General features: G+C 64.5%; 22 protein-coding genes. 3 read left to right on the top strand and 19 right to left on the bottom strand.

Going from position 1 to position 20,749, the window contains the following annotated elements; all coding sequences use genetic code 11:
• Positions 1-33: 33 nt before the first annotated feature.
• Positions 34-477, bottom strand: coding sequence for an Lrp/AsnC family transcriptional regulator (locus ACIQUG_RS07925; protein WP_226020607.1), 444 nt, complete (start codon positions 475-477; stop codon positions 34-36).
• Positions 478-590: 113 nt separating this feature from the next.
• Here ACIQUG_RS07925 and ACIQUG_RS07920 point away from each other — a divergent pair, with 113 nt between their 5' ends.
• On the top strand, positions 591-1,175 hold the full coding sequence (locus tag ACIQUG_RS07920; protein ID WP_402319379.1) for a cysteine hydrolase family protein: 585 nt from the start codon (positions 591-593) through the stop codon (positions 1,173-1,175).
• Between the two features lie 60 nt (positions 1,176-1,235).
• Here the strand turns inward: ACIQUG_RS07920 and ACIQUG_RS07915 are convergent, their stop codons facing one another.
• The 11 genes from ACIQUG_RS07915 to lepB form a co-directional block, all read right to left on the bottom strand.
• Complete coding sequence (locus tag ACIQUG_RS07915) at positions 1,236-1,760, bottom strand: hypothetical protein (RefSeq protein ID WP_402319376.1); 525 nt, start codon at positions 1,758-1,760, stop codon at positions 1,236-1,238.
• Positions 1,761-2,011: 251 nt separating this feature from the next.
• Entirely contained in the window at positions 2,012-3,121 is a 1,110-nt protein-coding gene (locus ACIQUG_RS07910) for an ABC transporter substrate-binding protein (protein WP_402320624.1), read from the bottom strand.
• Between the two features lie 32 nt (positions 3,122-3,153).
• Complete coding sequence (gene fhuF / locus ACIQUG_RS07905) at positions 3,154-3,909, bottom strand: siderophore-iron reductase FhuF (RefSeq protein WP_402319373.1); 756 nt, start codon at positions 3,907-3,909, stop codon at positions 3,154-3,156.
• Between the two features lie 217 nt (positions 3,910-4,126).
• Complete coding sequence (locus tag ACIQUG_RS07900) at positions 4,127-4,621, bottom strand: ester cyclase (protein ID WP_402319370.1); 495 nt, start codon at positions 4,619-4,621, stop codon at positions 4,127-4,129.
• A gap of 59 nt (positions 4,622-4,680) precedes the next feature.
• Positions 4,681-6,108 carry a gamma-aminobutyraldehyde dehydrogenase gene (locus ACIQUG_RS07895; RefSeq protein WP_402319367.1) on the bottom strand — a complete coding sequence of 476 codons (1,428 nt, stop codon included), beginning with the start codon at positions 6,106-6,108 and terminating at the stop codon, positions 4,681-4,683.
• Positions 6,109-6,132: 24 nt separating this feature from the next.
• The gene (locus ACIQUG_RS07890) at positions 6,133-6,948 is read right to left on the bottom strand and encodes an ABC transporter permease (RefSeq protein WP_402319364.1); all 816 of its coding nucleotides are present in this window, start codon (positions 6,946-6,948) and stop codon (positions 6,133-6,135) included.
• The gene (locus ACIQUG_RS07885) at positions 6,938-7,888 is read right to left on the bottom strand and encodes an ABC transporter permease (RefSeq protein ID WP_402319361.1); all 951 of its coding nucleotides are present in this window, start codon (positions 7,886-7,888) and stop codon (positions 6,938-6,940) included. Before ACIQUG_RS07885 ends, ACIQUG_RS07890 begins: the two co-directional genes overlap by 11 nt.
• A complete protein-coding gene (locus tag ACIQUG_RS07880) occupies positions 7,885-8,883 on the bottom strand; it encodes an ABC transporter ATP-binding protein (RefSeq protein WP_402319358.1) in 999 nt (332 codons plus the stop codon). The genes ACIQUG_RS07885 and ACIQUG_RS07880 overlap by 4 nt, the downstream gene beginning before the upstream one ends.
• 193 nt (positions 8,884-9,076) lie before the next feature.
• Complete coding sequence (locus ACIQUG_RS07875; RefSeq protein WP_043624660.1) at positions 9,077-10,237, bottom strand: ABC transporter substrate-binding protein; 1,161 nt, start codon at positions 10,235-10,237, stop codon at positions 9,077-9,079.
• A 183-nt stretch (positions 10,238-10,420) separates the two neighbouring features.
• Positions 10,421-11,329, bottom strand: coding sequence for a LysR family transcriptional regulator (locus tag ACIQUG_RS07870; protein WP_043624663.1), 909 nt, complete (start codon positions 11,327-11,329; stop codon positions 10,421-10,423).
• 103 nt (positions 11,330-11,432) lie between these two features.
• Positions 11,433-12,365, bottom strand: a complete 933-nt coding sequence (gene lepB / locus ACIQUG_RS07865; RefSeq protein ID WP_402319354.1) for a signal peptidase I — start codon at positions 12,363-12,365, stop codon at positions 11,433-11,435.
• A gap of 168 nt (positions 12,366-12,533) precedes the next feature.
• On the opposite strand from lepB, the gene ACIQUG_RS07860 reads away from it, so the two are divergent.
• Complete coding sequence (locus ACIQUG_RS07860) at positions 12,534-13,460, top strand: alpha/beta hydrolase (protein WP_402319352.1); 927 nt, start codon at positions 12,534-12,536, stop codon at positions 13,458-13,460.
• Positions 13,461-13,513: 53 nt separating this feature from the next.
• Here the strand turns inward: ACIQUG_RS07860 and msrA are convergent, their stop codons facing one another.
• Entirely contained in the window at positions 13,514-14,236 is a 723-nt protein-coding gene (msrA, locus tag ACIQUG_RS07855; RefSeq protein ID WP_402319348.1) for a peptide-methionine (S)-S-oxide reductase MsrA, read from the bottom strand.
• A 157-nt stretch (positions 14,237-14,393) separates the two neighbouring features.
• On the opposite strand from msrA, the gene ACIQUG_RS07850 reads away from it, so the two are divergent.
• A complete protein-coding gene (locus ACIQUG_RS07850; RefSeq protein WP_402319345.1) occupies positions 14,394-14,795 on the top strand; it encodes an ACT domain-containing protein in 402 nt (133 codons plus the stop codon).
• A gap of 13 nt (positions 14,796-14,808) precedes the next feature.
• Here the strand turns inward: ACIQUG_RS07850 and ACIQUG_RS07845 are convergent, their stop codons facing one another.
• From ACIQUG_RS07845 to ACIQUG_RS07820, 6 genes are all read right to left on the bottom strand, one after another.
• The gene (locus tag ACIQUG_RS07845) at positions 14,809-15,228 is read right to left on the bottom strand and encodes a GFA family protein (RefSeq protein ID WP_402319342.1); all 420 of its coding nucleotides are present in this window, start codon (positions 15,226-15,228) and stop codon (positions 14,809-14,811) included.
• 111 nt (positions 15,229-15,339) lie between these two features.
• Positions 15,340-16,938 carry an MFS transporter gene (locus tag ACIQUG_RS07840; protein ID WP_402319339.1) on the bottom strand — a complete coding sequence of 533 codons (1,599 nt, stop codon included), beginning with the start codon at positions 16,936-16,938 and terminating at the stop codon, positions 15,340-15,342.
• Entirely contained in the window at positions 16,931-17,395 is a 465-nt protein-coding gene (locus ACIQUG_RS07835) for an SRPBCC domain-containing protein (protein WP_402319336.1), read from the bottom strand. The genes ACIQUG_RS07840 and ACIQUG_RS07835 overlap by 8 nt, the downstream gene beginning before the upstream one ends.
• Before the next feature lie 161 nt (positions 17,396-17,556).
• Positions 17,557-18,123, bottom strand: a complete 567-nt coding sequence (locus tag ACIQUG_RS07830) for a TetR/AcrR family transcriptional regulator (RefSeq protein ID WP_402319334.1) — start codon at positions 18,121-18,123, stop codon at positions 17,557-17,559.
• A complete protein-coding gene (locus ACIQUG_RS07825) occupies positions 18,120-18,614 on the bottom strand; it encodes an HPP family protein (RefSeq protein ID WP_402319331.1) in 495 nt (164 codons plus the stop codon). Before ACIQUG_RS07825 ends, ACIQUG_RS07830 begins: the two co-directional genes overlap by 4 nt.
• 120 nt (positions 18,615-18,734) lie before the next feature.
• Positions 18,735-20,729, bottom strand: coding sequence for a CocE/NonD family hydrolase (locus ACIQUG_RS07820; protein WP_402319328.1), 1,995 nt, complete (start codon positions 20,727-20,729; stop codon positions 18,735-18,737).
• Positions 20,730-20,749: the final 20 nt, after the last annotated feature.

Raw genomic sequence — 20,749 nt, 5'->3', positions numbered from 1 at the left:
GGTGCAAGCGCGCCGGCGACGCATTTCGTTTCTTTAGTCCCGCCGGTTGAAATGCGTCCTCAGCGCCACGTGTGTCTGCACCGTCGCGACGCCCGGGATGATCGATATCTGCCGGCGGATGGTGTCGAGATCGCCGTTGGAGGCGCATTCGACCAGCACCATCAGGTCGGTGGCGCCGGCGAGCGACCAGCAGGTGACGATGGGCGGCATGGCCGAGAGATGCGGCACGATGTGGTCGCAGTTCTTGCCGGGCTGGAAGGTGATGGCGATCAGCGATTTGACCGTCGGGCTCTGGTCTTCGATGCCGAGGCGGATGGTGTAGCCGGCAATCACGCCCTTCGATTCCAGCCGCCGCAGCCGGTCATGGGCCGCGCTGCGCGACAGGCCGCTGTGGCGGGCCAACGCCACCAGGCTCTGGCGCGAATCCTGCCTGAGCGCCGCCAATAGCAGGCGATCCTTCTCATCGATTTCCGTCAAAACGTCGCCTCCTTGTCGCCATATCCGGACATTTGTCCGGTCAGGCGTCATCATGTCCAGTGAAACCGGACGATAGGCAAGATAGCGTATCCCTGCAATAACGGAGCCTTTCCATGCCCAAACTGAATATTCCCGAGAATGCCGTGCTGCTGCCGATCGACATGCAGCAGGCCTTTGACAGCGCCCCCTGGCCGCGCCGTTGGAACGACGCGGTCGATGAAAACGGCCTTGCGCTCCTTGCCGCCTGGCGGGCAAGCGGTCGGCCGATCATTCACGTGCGCCACGACAGCATCATGCCCGGTTCGACGCTTTCGCTGGGTGCCCCCGGCAACGGTTTCAGGCCCGGTTTCGGACCGATGGGAGACGAGGCGCTCGTCACCAAGGGCGTCAATGCCGCCTTTATCGGCACGGATCTCGATCTGCGCCTGCGTCGTCTCGGCGTCGACACGGTCGTCGCCTTCGGCATTTCAACCGACATGTGCGTCTCGACCTCGGTGCGCGTCGGCGCCAATCTCGGCTACCGCATGATACTGGTGGACGATGCCTGCGACTGCTTCGACCAGCCGGACGGCGAAGGTGGAGTGATTTCGGCGCGCGATATCCATCGCGCCCATGTGGCGACCTTGCGGGCGGAATTTGCCGAGGTGCTGTCGACGGCGAAGCTCGTCGAGGCTTTGCAGCGCCCCGCAGCGGCTTGACGGTCGGGCGCGGGCAGACGTGAGATAAAGCTTAGCTGCTTGTCTCTCCCGCGCCGCCGACTAACGGTTGGCGCCGCGGACTTCCTGGATCTCGGTCGTCCATTTCGGCGCCGTCAGGCTTTCGCCCTCGCGGTTGGGGAAGGTGAGGAAGGTTTCGAACGAACGGCTCTGGCCCGCCGGTACGCGGGCGAGGATCAGTGCTGTGTCGTTGCCGATCGTCTCGCACACGTCGTCGGGGCAGTTTTCGAGCGTGACCGCGAGGCGGAAATATTCGAGCAGCTGCGGTCCTTTGTTCGTCACCGTGCCGCGCAGCCGGAAGCTTCTTTCCGGCTGGCTCTGTTCGAAGGTCAGGCCTTCCAGGGCGACATCGGCGGCCGTGAGGCCGGCGGGCTGCGTCGTCTCGACGGGCTTCGGAGCGGGAGGCGTGCGGCCGTCGCGATCGACAAACCAGATGATGAAGGCGACGAGCAGGCCGAGCGCCACGGCGACGGAGAGGATCGGTTCGGCCCAATGACGAAAGCGGCTGAAGCGCGCTGCCAGATACACGACGATAAGACCCAGCGGTAACGCAATCAACCACAGCATCAAGATCCTCCTCAACCCCGCATCATTCCTTGGTCCGGAATCGACGCAACAGAGAAATCGTGCAGCCGATCAACGTGTTACAGCGACGCTCGCCTTCTCGGAACGGCGCGCTCCACCACCTGGCCTTTATATAGGGTGGGCGCCGACTGGCAACACGCCGGGGCGTCGGACGAAAGGAAGCACCCTGACGAATTGGTGAACACGCGTGACCACGTCATGCGCTCCCGCGCCCGCGTGTGCAGGACGCCTCCCTATCTGGCGGGTGTCAGGTCCACCCAATAGGTGCCTTCGAAAGGCACCGCGGCGAAGCGGGCGTTGATCTCGGCAAGGCTCTTTTGCGGATCGAGATCGCCGAACAGATCCGGCCGGATCCAGGTGGCGAAGGCTTCGGCGGCGACGATGTTGAGCGGGATCGCGTTGAAGAAGTTCCAGAGACCGTGCACGCGCTTTTCCTCGATGGCGCGGATGGTCTTCAGAGCCGGCGCCTCGATGGTGCGGGCGAGCGTCTCGCGGGCTTCGTCCTCGCTGATGCCGGGGCCGATCGAGAGCGTGCCGTATTTGCCGCCGGGCGAGGAGGTGGCGATATAGATTTCCGGATTGGCGGCCATGATCGCCTCGGCGTTGACGGTGCCGCCCGGCCGCGGCAGCACGCCTTCGGCAAAGTTGCGGCCCCCGGCCACCGTCAGGAATTCGCCGAGGCCGCCGGTGCCATAGGCCCAGCAACAGCGGTCGGGCTGGGGGAAGGCGTCCATCAGCACCAGCGGGCGCGGTTCCGGCTTGGCGGCGATGCGGTCGCGGATCAGCTTGAGCTTGTCCTCGTAGAACCGGGCGAAGGCTTCGGCCTGTTCGTCCCGTTCGAGGATCCGGCCGAGCAGACGCATCATGCGCGGCGTGCCGGTCAGCGCGTCGTTGTTGAAATCGACCACCACCACCGGCACGCCGATGCCGGTCAGGTACTCGATGGCGCGCCTGCCGGACTCGGTGTCGGACTGCCAGTTGTTGAGCAGCGCGAGATCGGCCTTCACCGTCAGCAGCGTCTCGAAGGAAAGGCCCGGGCCGGTGCCGTCGTCGATCTGCGGCACGTCGGCGATCGCAGGGAATTTCCGCCGGAAGCTCTCGTAGATCTCGGGGTTGTCGGTCTTCATGTCGCCGGACCAGGCGGCAAGCAGGCTGACGGGATCGGGATGGATGAGCGACAGGGCGACGAGATTGAAGCCGCTTCCAAGCAGGATCGCCTTCGGCTTTGCCGATATCGTCACCTCGCGGCCGACCGCATCGGTGACGGTCATCGGCCAGATGCCTTCGGCGCGGGCGGAGACGGCAAAGAGCAGGGCGGTGATGACAACGAACGTCAGCCGCAGGACGGCCGGGAAGGGGAAGCGGGAAGACAAACCTATTGGTTCCTTTGGCTCGGGAGGGCGCAGAGGCTGCCGCAGCTCGGGACCCCGGGCAGCAGATAGCGCAGGCAGCAGATCTTGCGCCGGCAGACACGCGCGCCGTCTTCCTCCTCGTGCCGCAGGCAATCGAAGAAGGGGTTGGGCGTGCCGTCCGGCAGGGACTTGCTGCCGATCAGCGCGTCGGCCTGCGCGTTCAGCGGCTCGATGCCGGAGGCGCGCAGCGCATAGTCGATATAGACGAGCGCATTGTTCCAGGCGAGCTTCGGGGCGATGCCGCCGACGGATTTGAGGTGGCCGACGACCTCGCGCAGATGCCCCTGCATGAGGGGAGCAAGTGTCACGAAAACGTCGCTGTCGTCTCCCTCCTGCCAATCGCCCGAGGTGGCGACGCCGAAGGCGCGGGGCAGGCCGTCCTCGGCAAGCGCCACCTTCATGCGGTCGAAGGAGACGGGAAGGACATGGTGGTCGAGAACGCGCGCCACCAGATAGGGGATGGTGAGGGCGGAGAAGTAATAGAGCGACCACATGGAGGCGACGGCGCGCCGGTCGCTGGCGCCGGACTTTTCCGTGTAGATGTCGAGCGCCCGATCGAAGGCGCCGGAGGAAAAGAAATCCGTCAACGCCACGCCGTCGGACAGTTCGTCCGCGAGCACCATCTTCTCGTTGCACCAGGCATGGGGGCCGGCAAAGGCGGCCGACAATGCCTTGGGACCACCGGTCGCCATGACCTGTTCGGAAACAGCAGCCGTCATCGCGTCACCCGCACAGGGGCAAGCCCGATCGGAACTACAGCCGTAGACGAACGCCGTCCTGCAAGCATTGGACACCTTCTGAGCGTGGTCAGAAACTCATAAGGTGATCGTGTTACTCATGATTTCGTGCTGTGCAAGTCATTTATGAGTTTTATGCTCATGATTTCGGGCTCGGATGCGATGGTCGCAAGCCGGAGCCTGCGGCCATCGGACTCGCCTATTGCATCAGGCCCAGCTGCTTGTAGAAGCCGAGCGCGTCGTAATAGTCGTTCTGGGTGGCGATCTTGCCATCCTTGACGGTGAAGACCGAGGCGCCGGTGAACTTGAAGCTCTTGTTGGTCGCCGCCGTGCCATCGGCCCAGGCACCGGAGTTGGTGCCGGAGAACTCCCATTCGAAAGAGACCTTGTCGCCGCTGGCGATCGGGTCGCCCTTCATCGTCCAGACGGCATCGGGAGCGGCGTTCAGGAAATTGTCGATGACGCCGGTCTTGGCGGCATCCTTGCCGGTCACTGGCGTGCCCACCGACGCGTCGTAATAGGTGACGTCGTCGGCAAAGTAGGATGCGGCCTTGCCTGAGTCGTGGGCGTTCCAGGCCGCGACATAGGCCGCGACCACGTCGGGTGCCGCATCGGCGGCAAAGGCCGCCGGCGTGAGCACGAGGGCGCTGAGGCCGAGAGCCCCAGCTGCAACAAGCAATTGACGACGGTACATCGCAAACTCCTCCCGTTTGTTTCGTTTGCATGCATTCTCCGCGTCCGGGGCGGTGAGCCTCAGCCGTGGTTGATCATGATGTGGCGAACGGCGGTGTAGTCCTCGAGCGCATAGACCGACATGTCCTTGCCGTAGCCCGACTGCTTGACGCCGCCATGCGGCATCTCGTTGGTCAGCATGAAATGGGTGTTGATCCAGGTGCAGCCATACTGCAGGCGCGAGGCCGCCTTCATCGCCCGGGAAATGTCCTTGGTCCAGACGGAGGAGGCAAGGCCGTAGTCGCTGTCGTTGGCCCAGGCGATCGCGTCGTCCTTGCCGGTGAAGCGGGTGACGGAGACGACGGGGCCGAAGACTTCGCGCCGCACGATCTCGTCCTCCTGTGTGGCGCCGGCCACAACCGTCGGCTGGAAGAAGAAGCCGTCGGCGCTGCCGGCCGCCCCGCCGGTGGTGATCTCGATGTGCTTCTGGTCGGCGGCGCGCTCGACGAAGCTTGCGACACGGTCGCGCTGGCGGCGCGAGATCAAGGGGCCGATCTCGTTTTCGGTGTCGTCGGCGAGATTGTAGCGGATGGTCGAGACGGCCGAGGTGAGGTCGGCGACCAGCTTCTCGTAGATGCCGGCTTCGGCATAGATGCGGCAGGCGGCGGTGCAGTCCTGACCGGCGTTGTAATAGCCGAAGGTGCGAATGCCGTTTACCACCGCTTCGAGATCGGCGTCGTCATAGACGATGACCGGAGCCTTGCCGCCAAGCTCCAGATGGGTGCGCTTCACGGTCTTGGCGGCCGCCGCCAGCACCTTCTTGCCGGTGGCGATGTCGCCGGTGATCGAGACCATCGAGATCTTCGGGTGGTTGATCAGCGCGTTGCCGACGGTTTCGCCGCGGCCTGAAACGACGTTCACCACGCCTTCCGGCAGGATGTCGGCAAGCACGCGCGCCAGCTTCAGCGCCGTCAGCGGCGTCTGTTCGGAGGGCTTGAAGACGACGGTGTTGCCGCCGGCGATCGCCGGCGCCAGCTTCCAGGCCATCATCATCAGCGGATAGTTCCACGGCGCGATCGAGCCGACGATGCCGATCGGGTCGCGGCGGATCATCGAGGTGTGGCCGGGCAGGTATTCGCCTGCGGTCGGCGCATGCAGGTTGCGCACCGCACCGGCAAAGAAGCGCCAGCAGTCGACGATCGCCGGAATTTCGTCGTTCCTCACCGCGTTGATCGGCTTGCCGCAGTTCAGCGCCTCCAGCGCTGCAAAGCCGTCGGCATCCTTCTCGATCGCGTCGGCGATCTTCAAGAGATAGTTGGAGCGCTCGGCCGGTGTGGTCTGCGACCAGCTGGTGAAGGCGCTCTCGGCGGCGTCGACGGCTGCCTCGACCTGGGCGTGCGAGGCTTCCGGCAGATCGACGATCTTGCCGCCCGTCCGCGGGTTCAGGATGTGTTCGTCGGCCTCGGTGCCGGCCTCGAAGCGCGATCCGATCAGCAGTTGGGTGTCCATGTCTGTTCTCCCTTGAAAGTCGAGTTATTTGCCGGCGCCGGCGATCTGGTCGCCGTCGCGGGTGAGGTAGTAGGCGCCGAGGATCGGCAGGAAGGTGACGAGCACCACGACCATGGCGACCACATTGGTCACCGGCCGCTGGCGCGGGCGGATCAGCTCTTCGAGCATCCAGATCGGAAGCGTCGATTGCTGGCCGGCGGTAAAGGTGGTGACGATCACCTCGTCGAAGGACAGCGCGAAGGCGAGCATGCCGCCGGCCAAGAGCGCCGTGCCGATGTTCGGCAGGATGATGTGGCGGAAGGTCTGGAAACCGTCGGCGCCGAGATCCATCGAGGCCTCGATCAGCGAGCCGGAGATGCGGCGGAAACGGGCGACCGCATTGTTGTAGACGACGACAATGCAGAAGGTCGCGTGGCCGAGCACGATGGTCCAGAACGAGAACGGGATATCGGCCATCGAGAAAGCGGAGCGGAGCGCAATGCCGGTGATGATGCCGGGAAGTGCGATCGGCAGGATGACGAGCAGCGAGACCGTTTCGCGGCCGAAGAAGCGCGTCTGGCTGACGGCGGCGGCACAAAGGGTCCCGAGCACCAGCGCCACGGCGGTGGCGATCGACGCGACCTTGACCGAGAGTGTCAGCGCCGCCCAGACATCGGGCCGGTTCCAGGCAACGGCAAACCATTGCGTCGTCAGGCCGGGCGGCGGGAACTGGTAGCTCTTCTCCTCAGTGGTGAAAGCGTAGAGGAAGATGAGCAGGATCGGCAGGTGCAGGAAGGCGAGGCCGATGCCGGCTGCGATCTTCAGACCCATCGGCGAGCGGTTGAGGCGATCAGAGCGCATCGAAGGCCCCCATGCGTTTGGCCATGAAGAGGTAGGCGCCCATGATGACGATCGGCACCACGGTGAAGGCGGCGGCGAGCGGGATGTTGCCGGCGGTGCCCTGCTGGGCGTAGACCGCCTGGCCGATGAAGAGGCGCGACGAGCCGACGATCTGCGGGATGATGTAGTCGCCGAGCGTCAGCGAAAACGTGAAGATCGAGCCGGCGACGATGCCGGGCAGCGCCAGCGGAAACAGCACGAAGCGGAAGGTCTGCGCTGGCGTGCCGCCGAGGTCGGATGATGCCTCGATCAGGTTGCCGGGCACGCGCTCCAGTGCCGCCTGGATCGGCAGGATCATGAAGGGCAGCCAGACATAGACGAAGACGATGAAGGTGCCGGTGTAGCTGACCGAGAGCGAGTTGCCGCCGACGATAGGCAGCGCCAGCCAGCCGTCGAGCAGCCAGAGCAGGTGCAGCTTGCCGAAGATCCAGGTGAGGATGCCTTCCTTGGCGAGGATCAGCTTCCAGGCATAGATCTTGACCAGATAGCTCGACCAGAGCGGCAGCATGACGCCGAGATAGAAGAGCACCTTCCATTTTCCCTGGGCGTAACGCGCCGCGTAATAGGCAATCGGGAAGGCGACGATGGCGGAAGCGATGGTGACGGTTGCGGCCATCAAGACGGTGCGCAGGATGATGTCGAGATTGGTCTCGCTGAGGAGCTGGCGATAGGTCGCAAAGGTGAACTCGTAATTGATCAGCCCTGAGAAATCGTCGATCGAGAAGAAGCTCTGCAGCAGAAGCGCAAAGAGCGAACCGAGATAGACGACGCCGAGCCAGAGCAGCGGCGGCGCGAGCATCAGTGTCAACAGCAGGTGCGGGTGACGCCAGAAAAAGTCCGACAGGCGGCCGGCGGGGCCGCGGCGCTCCGGCAACACGAGGGGTTCGGCAAAGGCGGTCATGCGTCCTCCATCGGGTGCAGCTCGTTGGCGGCGAAGCTGATGGTGACGGGGCTACCGAGCGCGGGCACGGCGAGGGCTGCGGGGCTGGCAACGGCAACGCGGGCGCCATCGACATCGACGACGACGCGGTTGACGGCGCCGAGGAAACTATGGGCCGAGACGGTGCCCGACAGGCTGAGCGCGCCATTGGTCGGCGCGGCGATGGCGATCGCCTCGGGACGCAGGCTGGCAAAGGGTGCCTTCAGCCCGAGCCGCTGGCAGAGCTTTTGCGGCAGCACGTTGGACGAACCGACGAAGTCTGCGACGAAGCGGGTCTTCGGCTGCTTGTAGACGTCTTCGGGGCTGCCGAGCTGTTGGATGCGGCCATCGTTGAAGACGGCGATGCGGTCGGCCATAGACAGAGCCTCGCCCTGGTCGTGGGTGACGAAGACGAAGGTGATGCCGAGCGATTTCTGCAGGCTCTTCAGTTCCTCCTGCATCTGCTCGCGCAGCTTCAGGTCGAGCGCGCCGAGCGGCTCGTCGAGCAGCAGCACCTTGGGCTTGTTGACGAGCGCGCGGGCGAGCGCCACGCGCTGGCGCTGGCCGCCGGAGAGCTGGCCGGGGCGGCGGGCGCCATAGCCCGGCAGCTTGACCATGGCGAGCGCGTCCTCGGCCGCCTTGCGGCGTTCTTCGCGGCCGACGCCCTTGACCATCAGCCCGTAGGCGACGTTGTCGAGGATCGAGAGATGCGGGAAGAGGGCATAGTCCTGAAAGACGGTGTTGACGCTGCGGCGATAGGGCGGCACGCCCTCGGCGGTTTCGCCGAAGATCTCGATGTGGCCGCCGGTCGGCTGCTCGAAGCCGGCCATCAGGCGCAGACACGTGGTCTTGCCCGAGCCGGAGGGGCCGAGCATGGCGAAGAACTCGCCCTCGGCAATCTCGAGGTTCACGCCATCGACGGCGCGCACGGCGCCGAAATGGCGGGAAACATTGTCGAAGAGAACGGCGGTGGTCATAGGATGGCTCCGGAAATGTGGCCCCTCATCCGCCCTGCCGGGCACCTTCTCCCTGCAGGCGGGGCGAAGGGGACGTGCGGCGGGCGTCTTGCCTCAGGTTCACGCCCTGCGGTTTGGCCGAGGGCGTTCCCTCTCCCCGCGTGCGGGGAGAGGGGCAGGGTGAGGGGCAAATGCTTGCGATAGGTCTGACGGCTCAGCGGCCGCCGATCACGCCGATATAGTCGGAGACCCAGCGGTGATAGGGCACGCATTCGCCCTGGCTTGCGCACTTCGTCACCGGCGTCTTCCAGAACTTCACCTTGTCGAAGTCCTCGTAGCCGTTGGTCTTGCAGCCGGCGTCGGTCAAGAGCTCGTTGCCCTTGCAGGCGGCACCCACCGACGGGTTGGCGCCGAACCAGGCGGAGACGTCACCCTGGACCTTCGGCGACAGCGAGTGTTCCATCCACATATAGGCGCAGTTCGGATGCTGGCTGTCGGCATGCAGCATGGTCGTGTCGGCCCATCCGGTCACGCCTTCTTCCGGAATGGTCGAGGCGATCGGCAGCTTCTCGGCTTCCATCAGGTTCACCTGGAACGGCCAGGAGCCGGAGGCGACGACGCCTTCGTTCTTGAAGTCGTCGATCTGGATCATCGCGTCGTGCCAGTAGCGGCCGACGATCTTGCGCTGGCCGCGCAGCAGCTCGAGCGCTGCCTTGTACTGGTCTTCGTTGAGCTCGTAGGGGTCCTTGATGCCGAGTTCCGGCTTGTGCGCCATCAGGTAGTTGGCAGCGTCGGCCACGTGGATCGGGCCGTCATAGGCCTGGACGCGGCCCTTGTTGGACTTGCCGTCGGGTAGGTTCATTTCCTCGAAGACAACGTTCCAGCTCTTCGGCGCTTCGCCCTTGAAGGCGTCCTTGTTGTACATCAGGACGTTCGGGCCCCAGACATAAGGCGTGCCGTAGTGTACGCCGTTGACCGTATACCAGGGGGCGTTCTGCATGCGCTCGTCGATGGTCTTCCAGCTCGGGATGAGGTCGGTGTTGATCGGCTGGACGCGCTTGCCGGCGACGAGGCGCAGCGAGGCGTCGCCCGAGGCGGTGACGAGGTCGAAGCCGCCTTCGTTCATCAGCGCCACCATTTCGTCCGAGGTGGCGGCAGTCTTGACCGAGACCTTGCAGCCCGTTTGCTTCTCGAAATCCGTGACCCAGTCATAGGCCTTGTCAGTCTCGCCGCGCTCGATGTAGCCGGCCCAGGCGACGATGGAGAGTTCGCCTTCACCCTTGCCGAGTTCCTTCAGCGGCTCCTGCGCGAATGCCGGGGCGACAAGGCCGAGCGACAGGGTCAATGCCGTGCAGGATTTGAGCATCTGCTTCATCTGAATTCTCCCAGTTTTGAGCCGCGTTTTGCGGCTTCGTTCCCAGGATGAAGCGTGCCTTCATTTCACCGTATTCGCAAATTCATTAAACAGAATGTCGCTTTCGGTTTTTCCGATATCTCTAGTCGGGAGGCACGCAAAAGGTGTGGTCAGTGACGGGAGAAGGCTAATAAATCCAGGGAATTAGCGCGGCCTGGCGCTTCGGAGCGCCTCGGCGATGCCGACGAAGTCGCGCGCCGATTGTGGCAGGCCGGAACCCTTGCGCCAGACCATGCCGACCTGCACGACGGGAAGGGCGCCGGAGACGTCCCGGCTTTCGATGCGGTCGCCTTCCAGCGACCAGGGGCGGTAGACGAGATCGGGCAGGAGCGCGATGCCGGCGCCGGTCGCGACCAGACTGCGCACCGCCTCCACCGAACGGGTGCGGAATGCCACGTGCGGACGGGCGCCGAGCGCGGTCAGAAGCTTGCCGGTGTTCTCCTCGATTTCGTCGACTGTCAGCATGATCAGCGGTTCCTTGGCGATATCGCTGACGGAGATGATGTCGGCGCTGACGAGCGGATGGCCGATCGGCAGCCACAGCCGATAGGGCGAGGTCTCGAGGATTTCCGCCTGCAGCGCCATGCGGTCGCGCAGGTTGGAGATGACCATGACGGCAACGTCGAGTTCGCCGCCGATCAGCAGATGTTCGAGATAGGAACCGTTGTCCTCGATGGCGCTGACCTCGACACCGGGGCAGGCGCGGCGATAGCGGGCAAGCAGATCGGAAAGCACATAGCCGGCGACCAGCGAAGTGACGCCGAGATTGAGCTTGCCGCCGGTCTCCTCGCGGCTGTCGGAGAAACTCCGACGGGCGTCGGAGACATTGGAGAGGATCTTGGTGGCGTGGCGCAGGAACTGGTGGCCGTTATGGGTGATCGACAGGCCGCGCGGGTGCCGGTCGAAAAGCTCGACGCCGAGATCGCCTTCAAGCTCCTTGATCGCCTCGGTGATCGAGGATTGCGAGATCGACAGGTTCTGCGCCGCACGGGTGATCGACCCCTGTTCGGCAACGGCGACGAAATACTGCAACTGTCTGAAAGTGAAGGCCATGGCGCGAGTTAATAGGTGTGGGGCGCGGCTGGCAAGCGGGTGAACCTTGCTCGTTTGCGCGGCGCCGTCGGTCGCCGTGACGCCGCGCTTTGTTTGGCTTGCGTCAGTTCACCCATCCGAAGCGGTCGAAACCATTGCGGTCGTTGAACAGGACCAGGGCGACCTTCGCAAAAATGTTGTCCTCGGGAACGAAACCGATGTCGTGCCGACTGTCGACGCTGAAGTTCCTGTTGTCGCCGAGCACGAAATATTGGCCGTCGGGGACGATGAATTCCGGCGTGTCGGCGACAGGCTTGTCTTCGGCCAGGCGGTAGGCGCGATCGTTGGGCAGCGACTCGCTATAGATTGCGAACGCGCCGTCCCTGACGTCGCTACTCTGCTGCACTTCTATTTGCTGCTTCGGCGCAGCTTGTCCGTTGATGTAAAGGTAGCCACCCCTCAATTGCACCTTGTCGCCGGGCAAGCCGATGACGCGTTTGATGTAGTCGGTGTCGGGCTGGGCCGGGTTGGCAAAAACAACGAGGTCACCCCGTTCCGGCTTGCGCGCAAAGATCTTCGATTGTGGCCCACTTCTGAAGGGAAGCGAGAACTTGCCGTAGCCATAGGCAAACTTGTTCGCGACGACACGGTCGCCGGGCTGAAGCGTCGGGTACATCGAATTCGCCGGCATGCTGAAAAATTGAAACAGCAGCGACGTGAAGGCGATGGGTGCGGCGATGAAGATCAGAACGAGGCCGTACCAACGGGCATACCAGGGAAAGACGTGACCCGAAGGAAGCCCGCCGGCGAGCCGATAGCCGTGCATCGCGCCGAGAACCCGGAATGCCAGCAGCGCAAGGCTCACCAGCCACGTCGCGTCGCCAGTACCGAAGGCTACCGCTATCGCCCAGGATCCACCAAAGTACAGCGCGACCTCCGCCACGAAATACAACAGCACGAGCTTCCAACGCCCGAGATATGCCATCATGACTGTCGGCGCGACGAAGAAGCCAATCAATGCGGCGCAAACAGGATGGCGATTGCGAAAGGCCTGCAATACTTTCATGGAGACACCACGGGACAGAGAATCGGAGCGGATTGTAGGTAGGAGGTCTAAATCAGTAATTGCAGGGGGTGGTGTTATCAACCCCGCAAATTCTGAGCCGACCCGCTCCCGTGACGACCTGAATGCCAGTGATGCCGCTTGATCGAGCGAGGACGTGAAATGGACAACAGGGCAAGCGCCAAACCGATGCCGAGCGAGCCCGGTATCCTCGCTTTCCACCGCCGCTGCGAGGACTTCTATCCGGCCGATGCGGTCGATGCCCCGATCGAACAGCAGCGCAAATGGTATGACGCGCTCTGCGCCGAATTCGATGCGCCGAGCCCGAAAGGGCTCACCCGCGAAGACACACTTGTCGATGGTCTCATCCCGATCCGGCACTACACGCCGGCCACGGTATCGACCGAGACGCGTATCTACTACATCCACGGCGGCGGCTTTGTCGTCGGCTCGCTCGACAGCCATGATGCGATCTGCGCCGAACTCTCCGATTTTGCCCACGCCGAACTGGTTTCGGTCGATTATCGCCTGGCCCCGGAGCATGTCTGGCCGGCCGCGTTCGACGATTGCTACGCGGTGCTGAAGGAATTGCTGTCCGATGGCTGTCCTGTTGTCGTTGCCGGTGACAGCGCCGGCGGCAACCTGACGGCGGGCATCGTTCTGAAGGCTCGGGCGGAAGGTCTCAAGGGCATTGTCGGCCAGGCGCTGATCTATCCGGGCCTTGGCGGCGATCTTGTCTCGGGATCTTACGAGGAGATGGCCGAGGCGCCGGGGCTGACGACCGCCGATGTCAGCTACTATCGCGATATCCTGAAGGCGCCGGTTGACAATCCTTTCGCCGCACCCTTGGCGGAAACGGACCTTTCCGGCCTGCCGCCGAGCTACATCACCGGCGCCTTCTTCGATCCCTTGCGCGACGATGCGCGAATCTATGCGGCACGACTTGCGGCCGCCGGCGTCAACGTCACCTTCCGCGAGGAGCCGCAGATGATCCACGCCTGGCTCAGGGCGCGGCACATGAGCGAGGGCGCGCGGGACGGCTTCCGCCGGCTGGCGAAAGGGGTGGCTGTTCTCGTCGGGACGCGCTGACGCGCTGGCAGCGGGTGCGGCAACGCCGAACCGTCGTGTCGGCTGGAACGGCCCTAACTCTTCGCCTTGAACACCAGCACCGGATTTGCCTGGAAAGCGTCAGGGAACAGGGTTCTCAGGTTCTCGATCTTCGGCAGGTCGTTATAGACGATGTAGGGATGGGTCGGGTTTCGGGTCAGGAAATCCTGATGGTAGTCCTCGGCGGCGTAGAATCCCTTGAAGGGCGAGACCTGCGTGACGATCCTCGCCGGGAAGGCGCCAGACTTGCCGAGCTGGTCTATATAGGCATCGGCGATCCGCTTCTGTTCATCCGTGACGGCAAAGAGCGCCGAGCGATACTGGGGACCATGATCCGGCCCCTGGTAGTTGAGTTGCGTCGGATTGTGGGCGACGGAGAAGAACACCTGCAGCAGCCGGCCATAGGTCACTTCGCGCGGATCGAAGGTCACTTCCACCGATTCCGCGTGGCCGGTCTTGCCGCCGCTCACCGTCTCGTAGTCGGCGGTTGCCGCCGTGCCGCCGGCATAGCCGGAGACGGCCTTCTTCACGCCTTTGAGGTGCTGGAAGACGCCCTGAACACCCCAGAAGCAGCCGCCGGCGAAGACGGCGACTTCCGTCGATGCGGATGATTTCTCGTCCAGCGAAGGCGGCGGAATTACGACGGCCGGTTCCTGGGCGGCGGCGACCGGCGCCGATGCCATCAGCGCGGCAAAGACTGCCGCTGCCAGGTTCATGAAAGGTCTGCCTGCGATCTGTGCCGACTTGCTGCGCGCCATCGCGTCCTCCCATCGTCCGGCTTCAGCGCCGGACGTTCGATGACCTCATGTTTTCATGGGATTGGCAACGGTCAAATCGCGATCGCGTGCTTCACGCCAACGTGACGATCCGCTACCACTGGACGGATATGAGGCGCCGAGAACAGGGGACGATGCCATGGCTGGAGAAACGGATCTCGCGAAACTCCTGGCGACGATGAGCCCGGTGCTGTTTCCGCAGACCTATGTCTATTGCACCGTCGCCTATCGGGACGCGGCGCGCTACCAGGCGCTGGAGCCGCTTGCCACCTATCGCGAGGACGAAGGGCTGACGCTGGTCGTTACCCGCGCTGCCGCCGACGGGGCGGGGCTCGGCTACGGCCCGTTGCTGCGCCGCATTACGCTCAACGTGCACTCGGCGCTCGAAGCGGTCGGCCTGACGGCCGCCGTTTCTGCGGCGCTGACGCGCGAAGGCATCAGCGCCAATGTGATCGCCGCCTATTACCACGACCATATTTTCGTGCCGGAAGCAGATGCCGAGCGGGCGCTCGATGCGCTCCGGGCGCTGACCGTCGCCTGACAGGCCGCCGCGCCTACATGAAGCGCGTGTCGGCGGGCGTGTTGAAGTGGTCGTCGTCGCGGCCGTTTTCAAAGATGATCGGCGCCGCGGCGAGTTCCGCGTCGCTGACGCCATCGAGGCAGGCGACATTGACCGCGTAGAAGTGGCCGATGAAATCCTTGTGGTAGCCGCGCGAGAAGGGCCGGACACCGCAGCGGCTGCAAAAGTAGTGATCGACGTCGCCTTCGATCCAGCTCGAATTGTCGGCCCGGTAACTCGTCAGCCGGTCCTTGCCTGACGTGATCTCGAATTCCTCGCGCAGCGCGAAGGCCTTCTGCATGCGCGTCTTGGCGCAGAAGGAGCAGTTGCAGCGGCGGATGCCCTCGGCAAGATCGAGCTGGCCTTCGAAGGTGACGGCCTTGCAGTGGCAGCTGCCGCGATAGAGCTTCTTCATCGGTTTCCTCCCTGGGATTGGGCGCAGATCACCACCCGCCGGCCGAGGCCGGCGCCGCTTGAGATTTGCGCACCTTTGCGTTTCCGGTCTGGCGTCTGGCGCCGGGCACCGTTATCCCGCGTTGCCCGAAGGCGCCGGCTGATCGGCGGCCACCTGCGCCTTGCCGTCACCGTCATCGCTGGCCTTGCGCAGGAGCAGGAAGGCGATGAGTGCGGTGCCGAGCGATAGCAGCACGCAGATCGAGGCGGTGAAGGCGAAGGACTGGGTGAAGACGTCGCGCGCCGCCGTCAGCAGCCGTTCGGCCTCTGCAGGTGGCAGGTCGGCAGCCACGGCGACAGCGCCGCCGAGTGTCTGGCGGGCGGCGGCTACGGTTTCCTCCGGCAGGCCGGTGACCACCAGCTGGTCCATGCGGCCGCGATAGGCCGAGGTCAAAAGGCTGCCGAGTACGGCAATGCCGAGCGCACCGCCGAACTCGAAGCTGGTCTCGGAGATGGCTGACGCTGCACCGGCGCGCTCCGGCGGTGCCGAGCCGACGATCATGTCCGTCGTCAGAGTACCGACGGGGGCAAAGCCGAGGCAGAGCACGACGAGGCCGGTCGTCACCAGCAGCGGGCTGCTTTCGGTGCCGACCTGGGTGCAGATGGCAAAGCCGATCGCCGTCAGCACGAAGCCCGCCGCAATCAGGTTTGAGGCGGCAAAACGGGTGGCAAGCATCGGCACGGTCATCGACGCGACGATCATCGCCACGCCCGTCGGCACGGACCAGAGACCGGCAACGAAGGGGGTGAGCCCAAGCACCAGCTGCAGGTACTGCGCCACGAACAGGAAGGCGCCGAAGCCGACGAACAGGCCGAGAATGTTGACGCCAAGGGCGGCGCTGAAGGCCGGCGTCCTGAACAGCGCCAGGTCGATCAGCGGGTCGGCGAGACGGAGCTGGCGCCGCGCAAACAGGATCGCGACGACGATGCCGAGCAGGATGAAGAAGGCCGCGATGGTATCGAAGCCGGCCTCGGCAACGTGCTTCATGCCGTAGATCACCGAAAGCACGGCGACGAGCGACTGGGCGGCGCTGACGAGGTCGATCCGGCCGGCCTCGGGGTCGCGGAATTCCGGCAGGAGGATCGGGCCGAGGATGAGGATCAGCACCATGACCGGCACGGCGAGCAGGAAGACCGAACCCCACCAGAATTGCGACAGCATCAGCCCGCCGACCACGGGGCCGATGGCGCCGCCGGCCGAGAAGCTGGCGATCCACACCCCAATCGCAAAGGTGCGCTGGCGATCGTCGAGGAACATGTTGCGGATGAGCGAGAGGGTGGAGGGCGCAAGGGTCGCCGCCGCCACACCGAGCACGGCACGCGCGATGATCAGGGTCTCGGCATTCCAGGCAAAGGCGGCGAAGATCGACGCCAGGCCAAAGGCGACCGAGCCGATCATCAGCAGCCGGCGCCGGCCGATGCGATCGCCGAGCGTGCCCATGGTGATCAGCGAGCCTGCGACCATGAAGCCGTAGATATCGATGATCCAGAGAAGCTGGGCGGCCGAGGGCTTGAGCTGTTCGGCAAGCTGCGGGACGGCGAGGTTCAGCACCGTCAGGTCCATGGAATAGAGCATGCAGGGCAGCGCCAGCACGGCGAGCCCGATCCATTCGCGCCGGGTCGCCTTCGGACCGGGCGCGTTTTCGGTTTCAAGGTTTGCGATGTTAGACATGGTCGACGTAATCCCTGAGCCGCTCGAGGCACTCGCCCCAGCCATCCTGGTGCGAGTCGCGCTCTTCGACGGTCTCGAATGGTGTTTGCTGGAAGACCAGCCGCGTCTTGCCGCCGATATCGGCAAAGGAAACGGTGATCAGCGTGTCGCTGCCGGGCTCGCCGTCTTCATCCCAGGCGAAGGTGAAGACCAGCTTCTCGGGCTCGCGCACTTCGCGAAAGATGCCGCCCATCCAATAGTCCTGGCCTTCGGGCGAACGGATGCAGGCGCGCCAAGCGCCGCCCGGACGGAAGTCCATGTTGACCGAATGCGGCGTGAAATCCCGCGGCCCCCACCAGCGCAACAGATGCTCCGGCGTCGACCAGACCTTGAAGACGAGGTTTATCGGCGCCTCGAAGTCGCGCACGATTTCCAAGCTGATATCCTTGCGTGCTGCGTTTGCGGTCGCCGCTGTCATGAATCCTCCTCCTCTGGGCGCCCCAATGTGCCCAGTCTTTAACCGTAGAGTTATTTAACTCATCGGTTAATATCCGGGCGCAAAGGCGATTGTCAAGGCTGGCTCAAGCAACGATCTGATTTTTGTCAATTTGGGTGAGGGAGGAAGCCTGGTCGCCTGCTTTACGATGATACCGTGAGGCACCGCGCCTTGAGGCGGGTCAGCACCCGGCCGAAGGCACCGGGGTCCTCCAGGCTGCGGGCAAGGATCAGCGCGCCCTGGATGCCGCCGACGATTTCCTCGGCAAGGCCGTCGCACTCGGCAGCGGGCGTGCCGGCGCGTTCAAGCGTGACGGAAAGATCGGCGCGCCAGTCGGAGAAATAGCGGTTGAGTTCGCGGGCGAAGCGGTCGTGCGCGCCGCTGGTGGCGATCACCCCCATCAGGCAGAGGCGTCTGCCCTGGCGGAAGTAGCCGTCGACGGCGGCAAACATCGCGTCCAGCGCCGCGGCGGGATCTTCGGCATTGCGTAGCGGCTCGAAGATGTGCGTGCGGAACCAGGCGGAGATATCGCCAAGCACGGCCTCGGCCATCTCCTCCTTCCCGCCCGGGAAGAAGTGGTAGAGGCTGCCTTTGCCGAGCCCGGTCTTCTCGGTGATCAGGCTGAGGCTGGTGCCGTCATAACCGTGCTCGCGGAAAATTTCCGCAAGCATGGAGATGACGTCCTTTCGCTCCGTGACGACGCGGCTCATGCGGGCTTCCTCGCCAGCGGATACTCGACCTTGGCGAAGCGGTGGAACAGCGCGCCAACGGCGACGAGAATAAGCGAGCCGGTCAGCACCGGGAAGAGCAGGAATTCGAAGCCGGGATCGGCGGCAAAGACGACGAGTGGGTTGGCGCCCGCCGGCGGATGGGTGATGCGGAGCGCCGCCATCAGCGCGATCGCCGCACCGACGGCGATGGCGACCGCCCACCACTCGTTCGGAAAGACTGATCTGAGGACCAGGCCGACGAGCGTGGCGACGAAGTGGCCGCCGACGACGTTGGCCGGCTGCGACAGCGGGCTCGCCGTGACGGAGAAGATCAGCACGCAGCTGGCGCCGAAGGGCGCCATCAGCATGGGGTGGCCGACAAGGCCTGTCAGCGCGCCGACGGCGGCGATGGCGACGAGGCCGCCGATGCCGGCAATCAGGCCACGGTTGATATGAACGGGAGGCTGATGACGCGAGAAGAAATGGCGCATTTGTGTACCGATCGGTCAAGTATTTACCGATTGGTACAATGATGTGCCGACGATGTCAAGACAGGGCCGCCGGAGCGGGCGTGGCGCCGATCGGCCGCCGGCCCGCTCCGTGGGTGCCGCTCACATGAAATCGCGCGGGATGCGCTTCTTGAAGTGCTTCTCGAAGATCGGCGTGTCGCCCTCGTAGGCGACGACCTCGGCCTCGGTGATCCACTCGTTCTGTGTGCAGTGGAGCGTCGAGGTCGCGACGGTGCGCACCGACCAGCCCTCGCGCTTGGCGACGCAGGTCCAGGTCGAGGTGCCGATCATCGACAGCGGGTCGTCCGGTGCGATCGACCAGGTCTCGTCGCGGATGTCCTGGGTGGCAAGGCCCGTATCCGGATGTTCGGACAGCCCGGTGTCCTCGTAGATCCGGTAGTGGGTCATGCCGTGGGTCATGTCGCGCTCGACGGTGCGGCTCGAAATGCCGCGCGTCAGCTCGCGATACTTTGGCAGCGGATCGGGGTTCTCCGGCTCGGGCACGACGATCTCCTTGTGCGCGCCCAGCAGCGGAAGGGCGAGCGACAGGCTTGCCGTGTCGATCGAAAGACCCGGATCGGTGGGGGCGGGAAGGATCAGCGGCCAATAGGAGGTCGAGAGCGAGACGCGGATGCGATTTCCCGCGCGGAAGCGGTAGCCGCAGGCATCGAGCGTGAGCGTTATCCGCGTCTTGCGGCCGGGCTCCATGGCGCGCGGCTGGGTGTTGCTGTCGCGGTGCGCCAGGTTGAGCACGCCGAAGGCGACGCGGGTGGCGGTACCGTCAGGATGCACGTCGACCAGGCGGACGGCGAGATTGGCGGTCGGCGCCTGGCAGGTGACGTCGACGGTCAGCGTCGGCTGGCCGAGATAGTCGGCCGCTTCCAGCAGCGGCGCGGTTTCGAAGACAAGCGAGCCGGCATCGTCGATGCGCTGGTCGCCGGCCATTTCGGCATCGGGCTTCAGCGTGAAGTACTCGCCGGACGCCGTGCCGGTATCGAGTGGCGATTTCAGGTAGACCTCGCCGATGCCGGTGCCGCCGGCAGATGGCGTCAGCCGTCCGTCATGCGAGACGCCGAAAAGCTGCATTTCCGGTGCGGTCCAGGCGTCCTTCGCCACCCAGCGGCCCGGATCGCTGTCGCGCCGAAGCGACGGGCGCGGGCCGTCGAGGATATAGGCACGCACCTGCGGTCCGTTCTCGGCGCCGTTTTCCTCGTCGCGCAGCCAGCGGTTCCACCAGCGGATCGCCTCGCCATGGAAATCGGCGCGCGGCTTCGGGAAGGCGAAATGCGGGTATTTGTGCACCCACGGGCCGATCAGCGCCTTGGCCCTGTCGCCAAGGCCTTCGACCGCCTTCAGGGGCGTGTTGCGGTAGCCGTCGGCCCAGCCGGCGATGACCAGCGCCGGAATGCCGACCCTGTCGAAATCTTCGCAGATCGACCCGTGCTGCCAGAATTCGTCGCGACGCTGGTGCTCCAGCCACTCCTCCATGAAGAAGGGTTCTTTCTCCAACCGCTCCATCCACATCTGCTTCCAGCGGTCGCCGACGATGGCGGGATCCGGCGAGCGCGACTGGTAGCCGAGCATGGTCGCCGCCCAGGACAGCTGGGCCGAGAGATGGCAGCCGTTCTTGTAGTGGATGTCGTCGTTGTAGCGGTCGACCGTGGAGGCGATGGAGATGACGGCTTTCAACGCCGGCGGTCTCAAGGCCGCGACCTGCAGGCAGTTGAAGCCGCCCCAGGAGATGCCCATCATGCCGACCTTGCCGTTGGACCAGGGCTGGGCGGCAATCCATTCGACGATCTCGCAGCCGTCGGAAAGCTCGCGCCGCGTATATTCGCCGTCGATCACGCCTTCGCTTTCGCCTGAACCTCTGATGTCGACGCGGACGCCGGCAATGCCGGCGGCGGCAAAGACGGGGTAGGTGGACTCGTCACGCAGGCTCGTGCCGCCCTGCTTGCGGTAGGGCAGGTATTCGAGCACGGCCGGAACCGGATCGGCCTTAGCGCCGGCGGGCATCCAGATGCGGGCGGCAAGCTCGGTGCCATCCTTCAGCCGGATCCATTCGTTTTCTATGACAGTGAATTCGCGTTCTGACATTTTGGTTCTAACGATCTCTT

The sequence above is a fragment of the Ensifer sp. NPDC090286 genome (assembly GCF_044769565.1).
Taxonomy (GTDB): Bacteria; Pseudomonadota; Alphaproteobacteria; order Rhizobiales; family Rhizobiaceae; genus Ensifer.
This window is presented reverse-complemented; position numbering and strand designations above follow the sequence as displayed.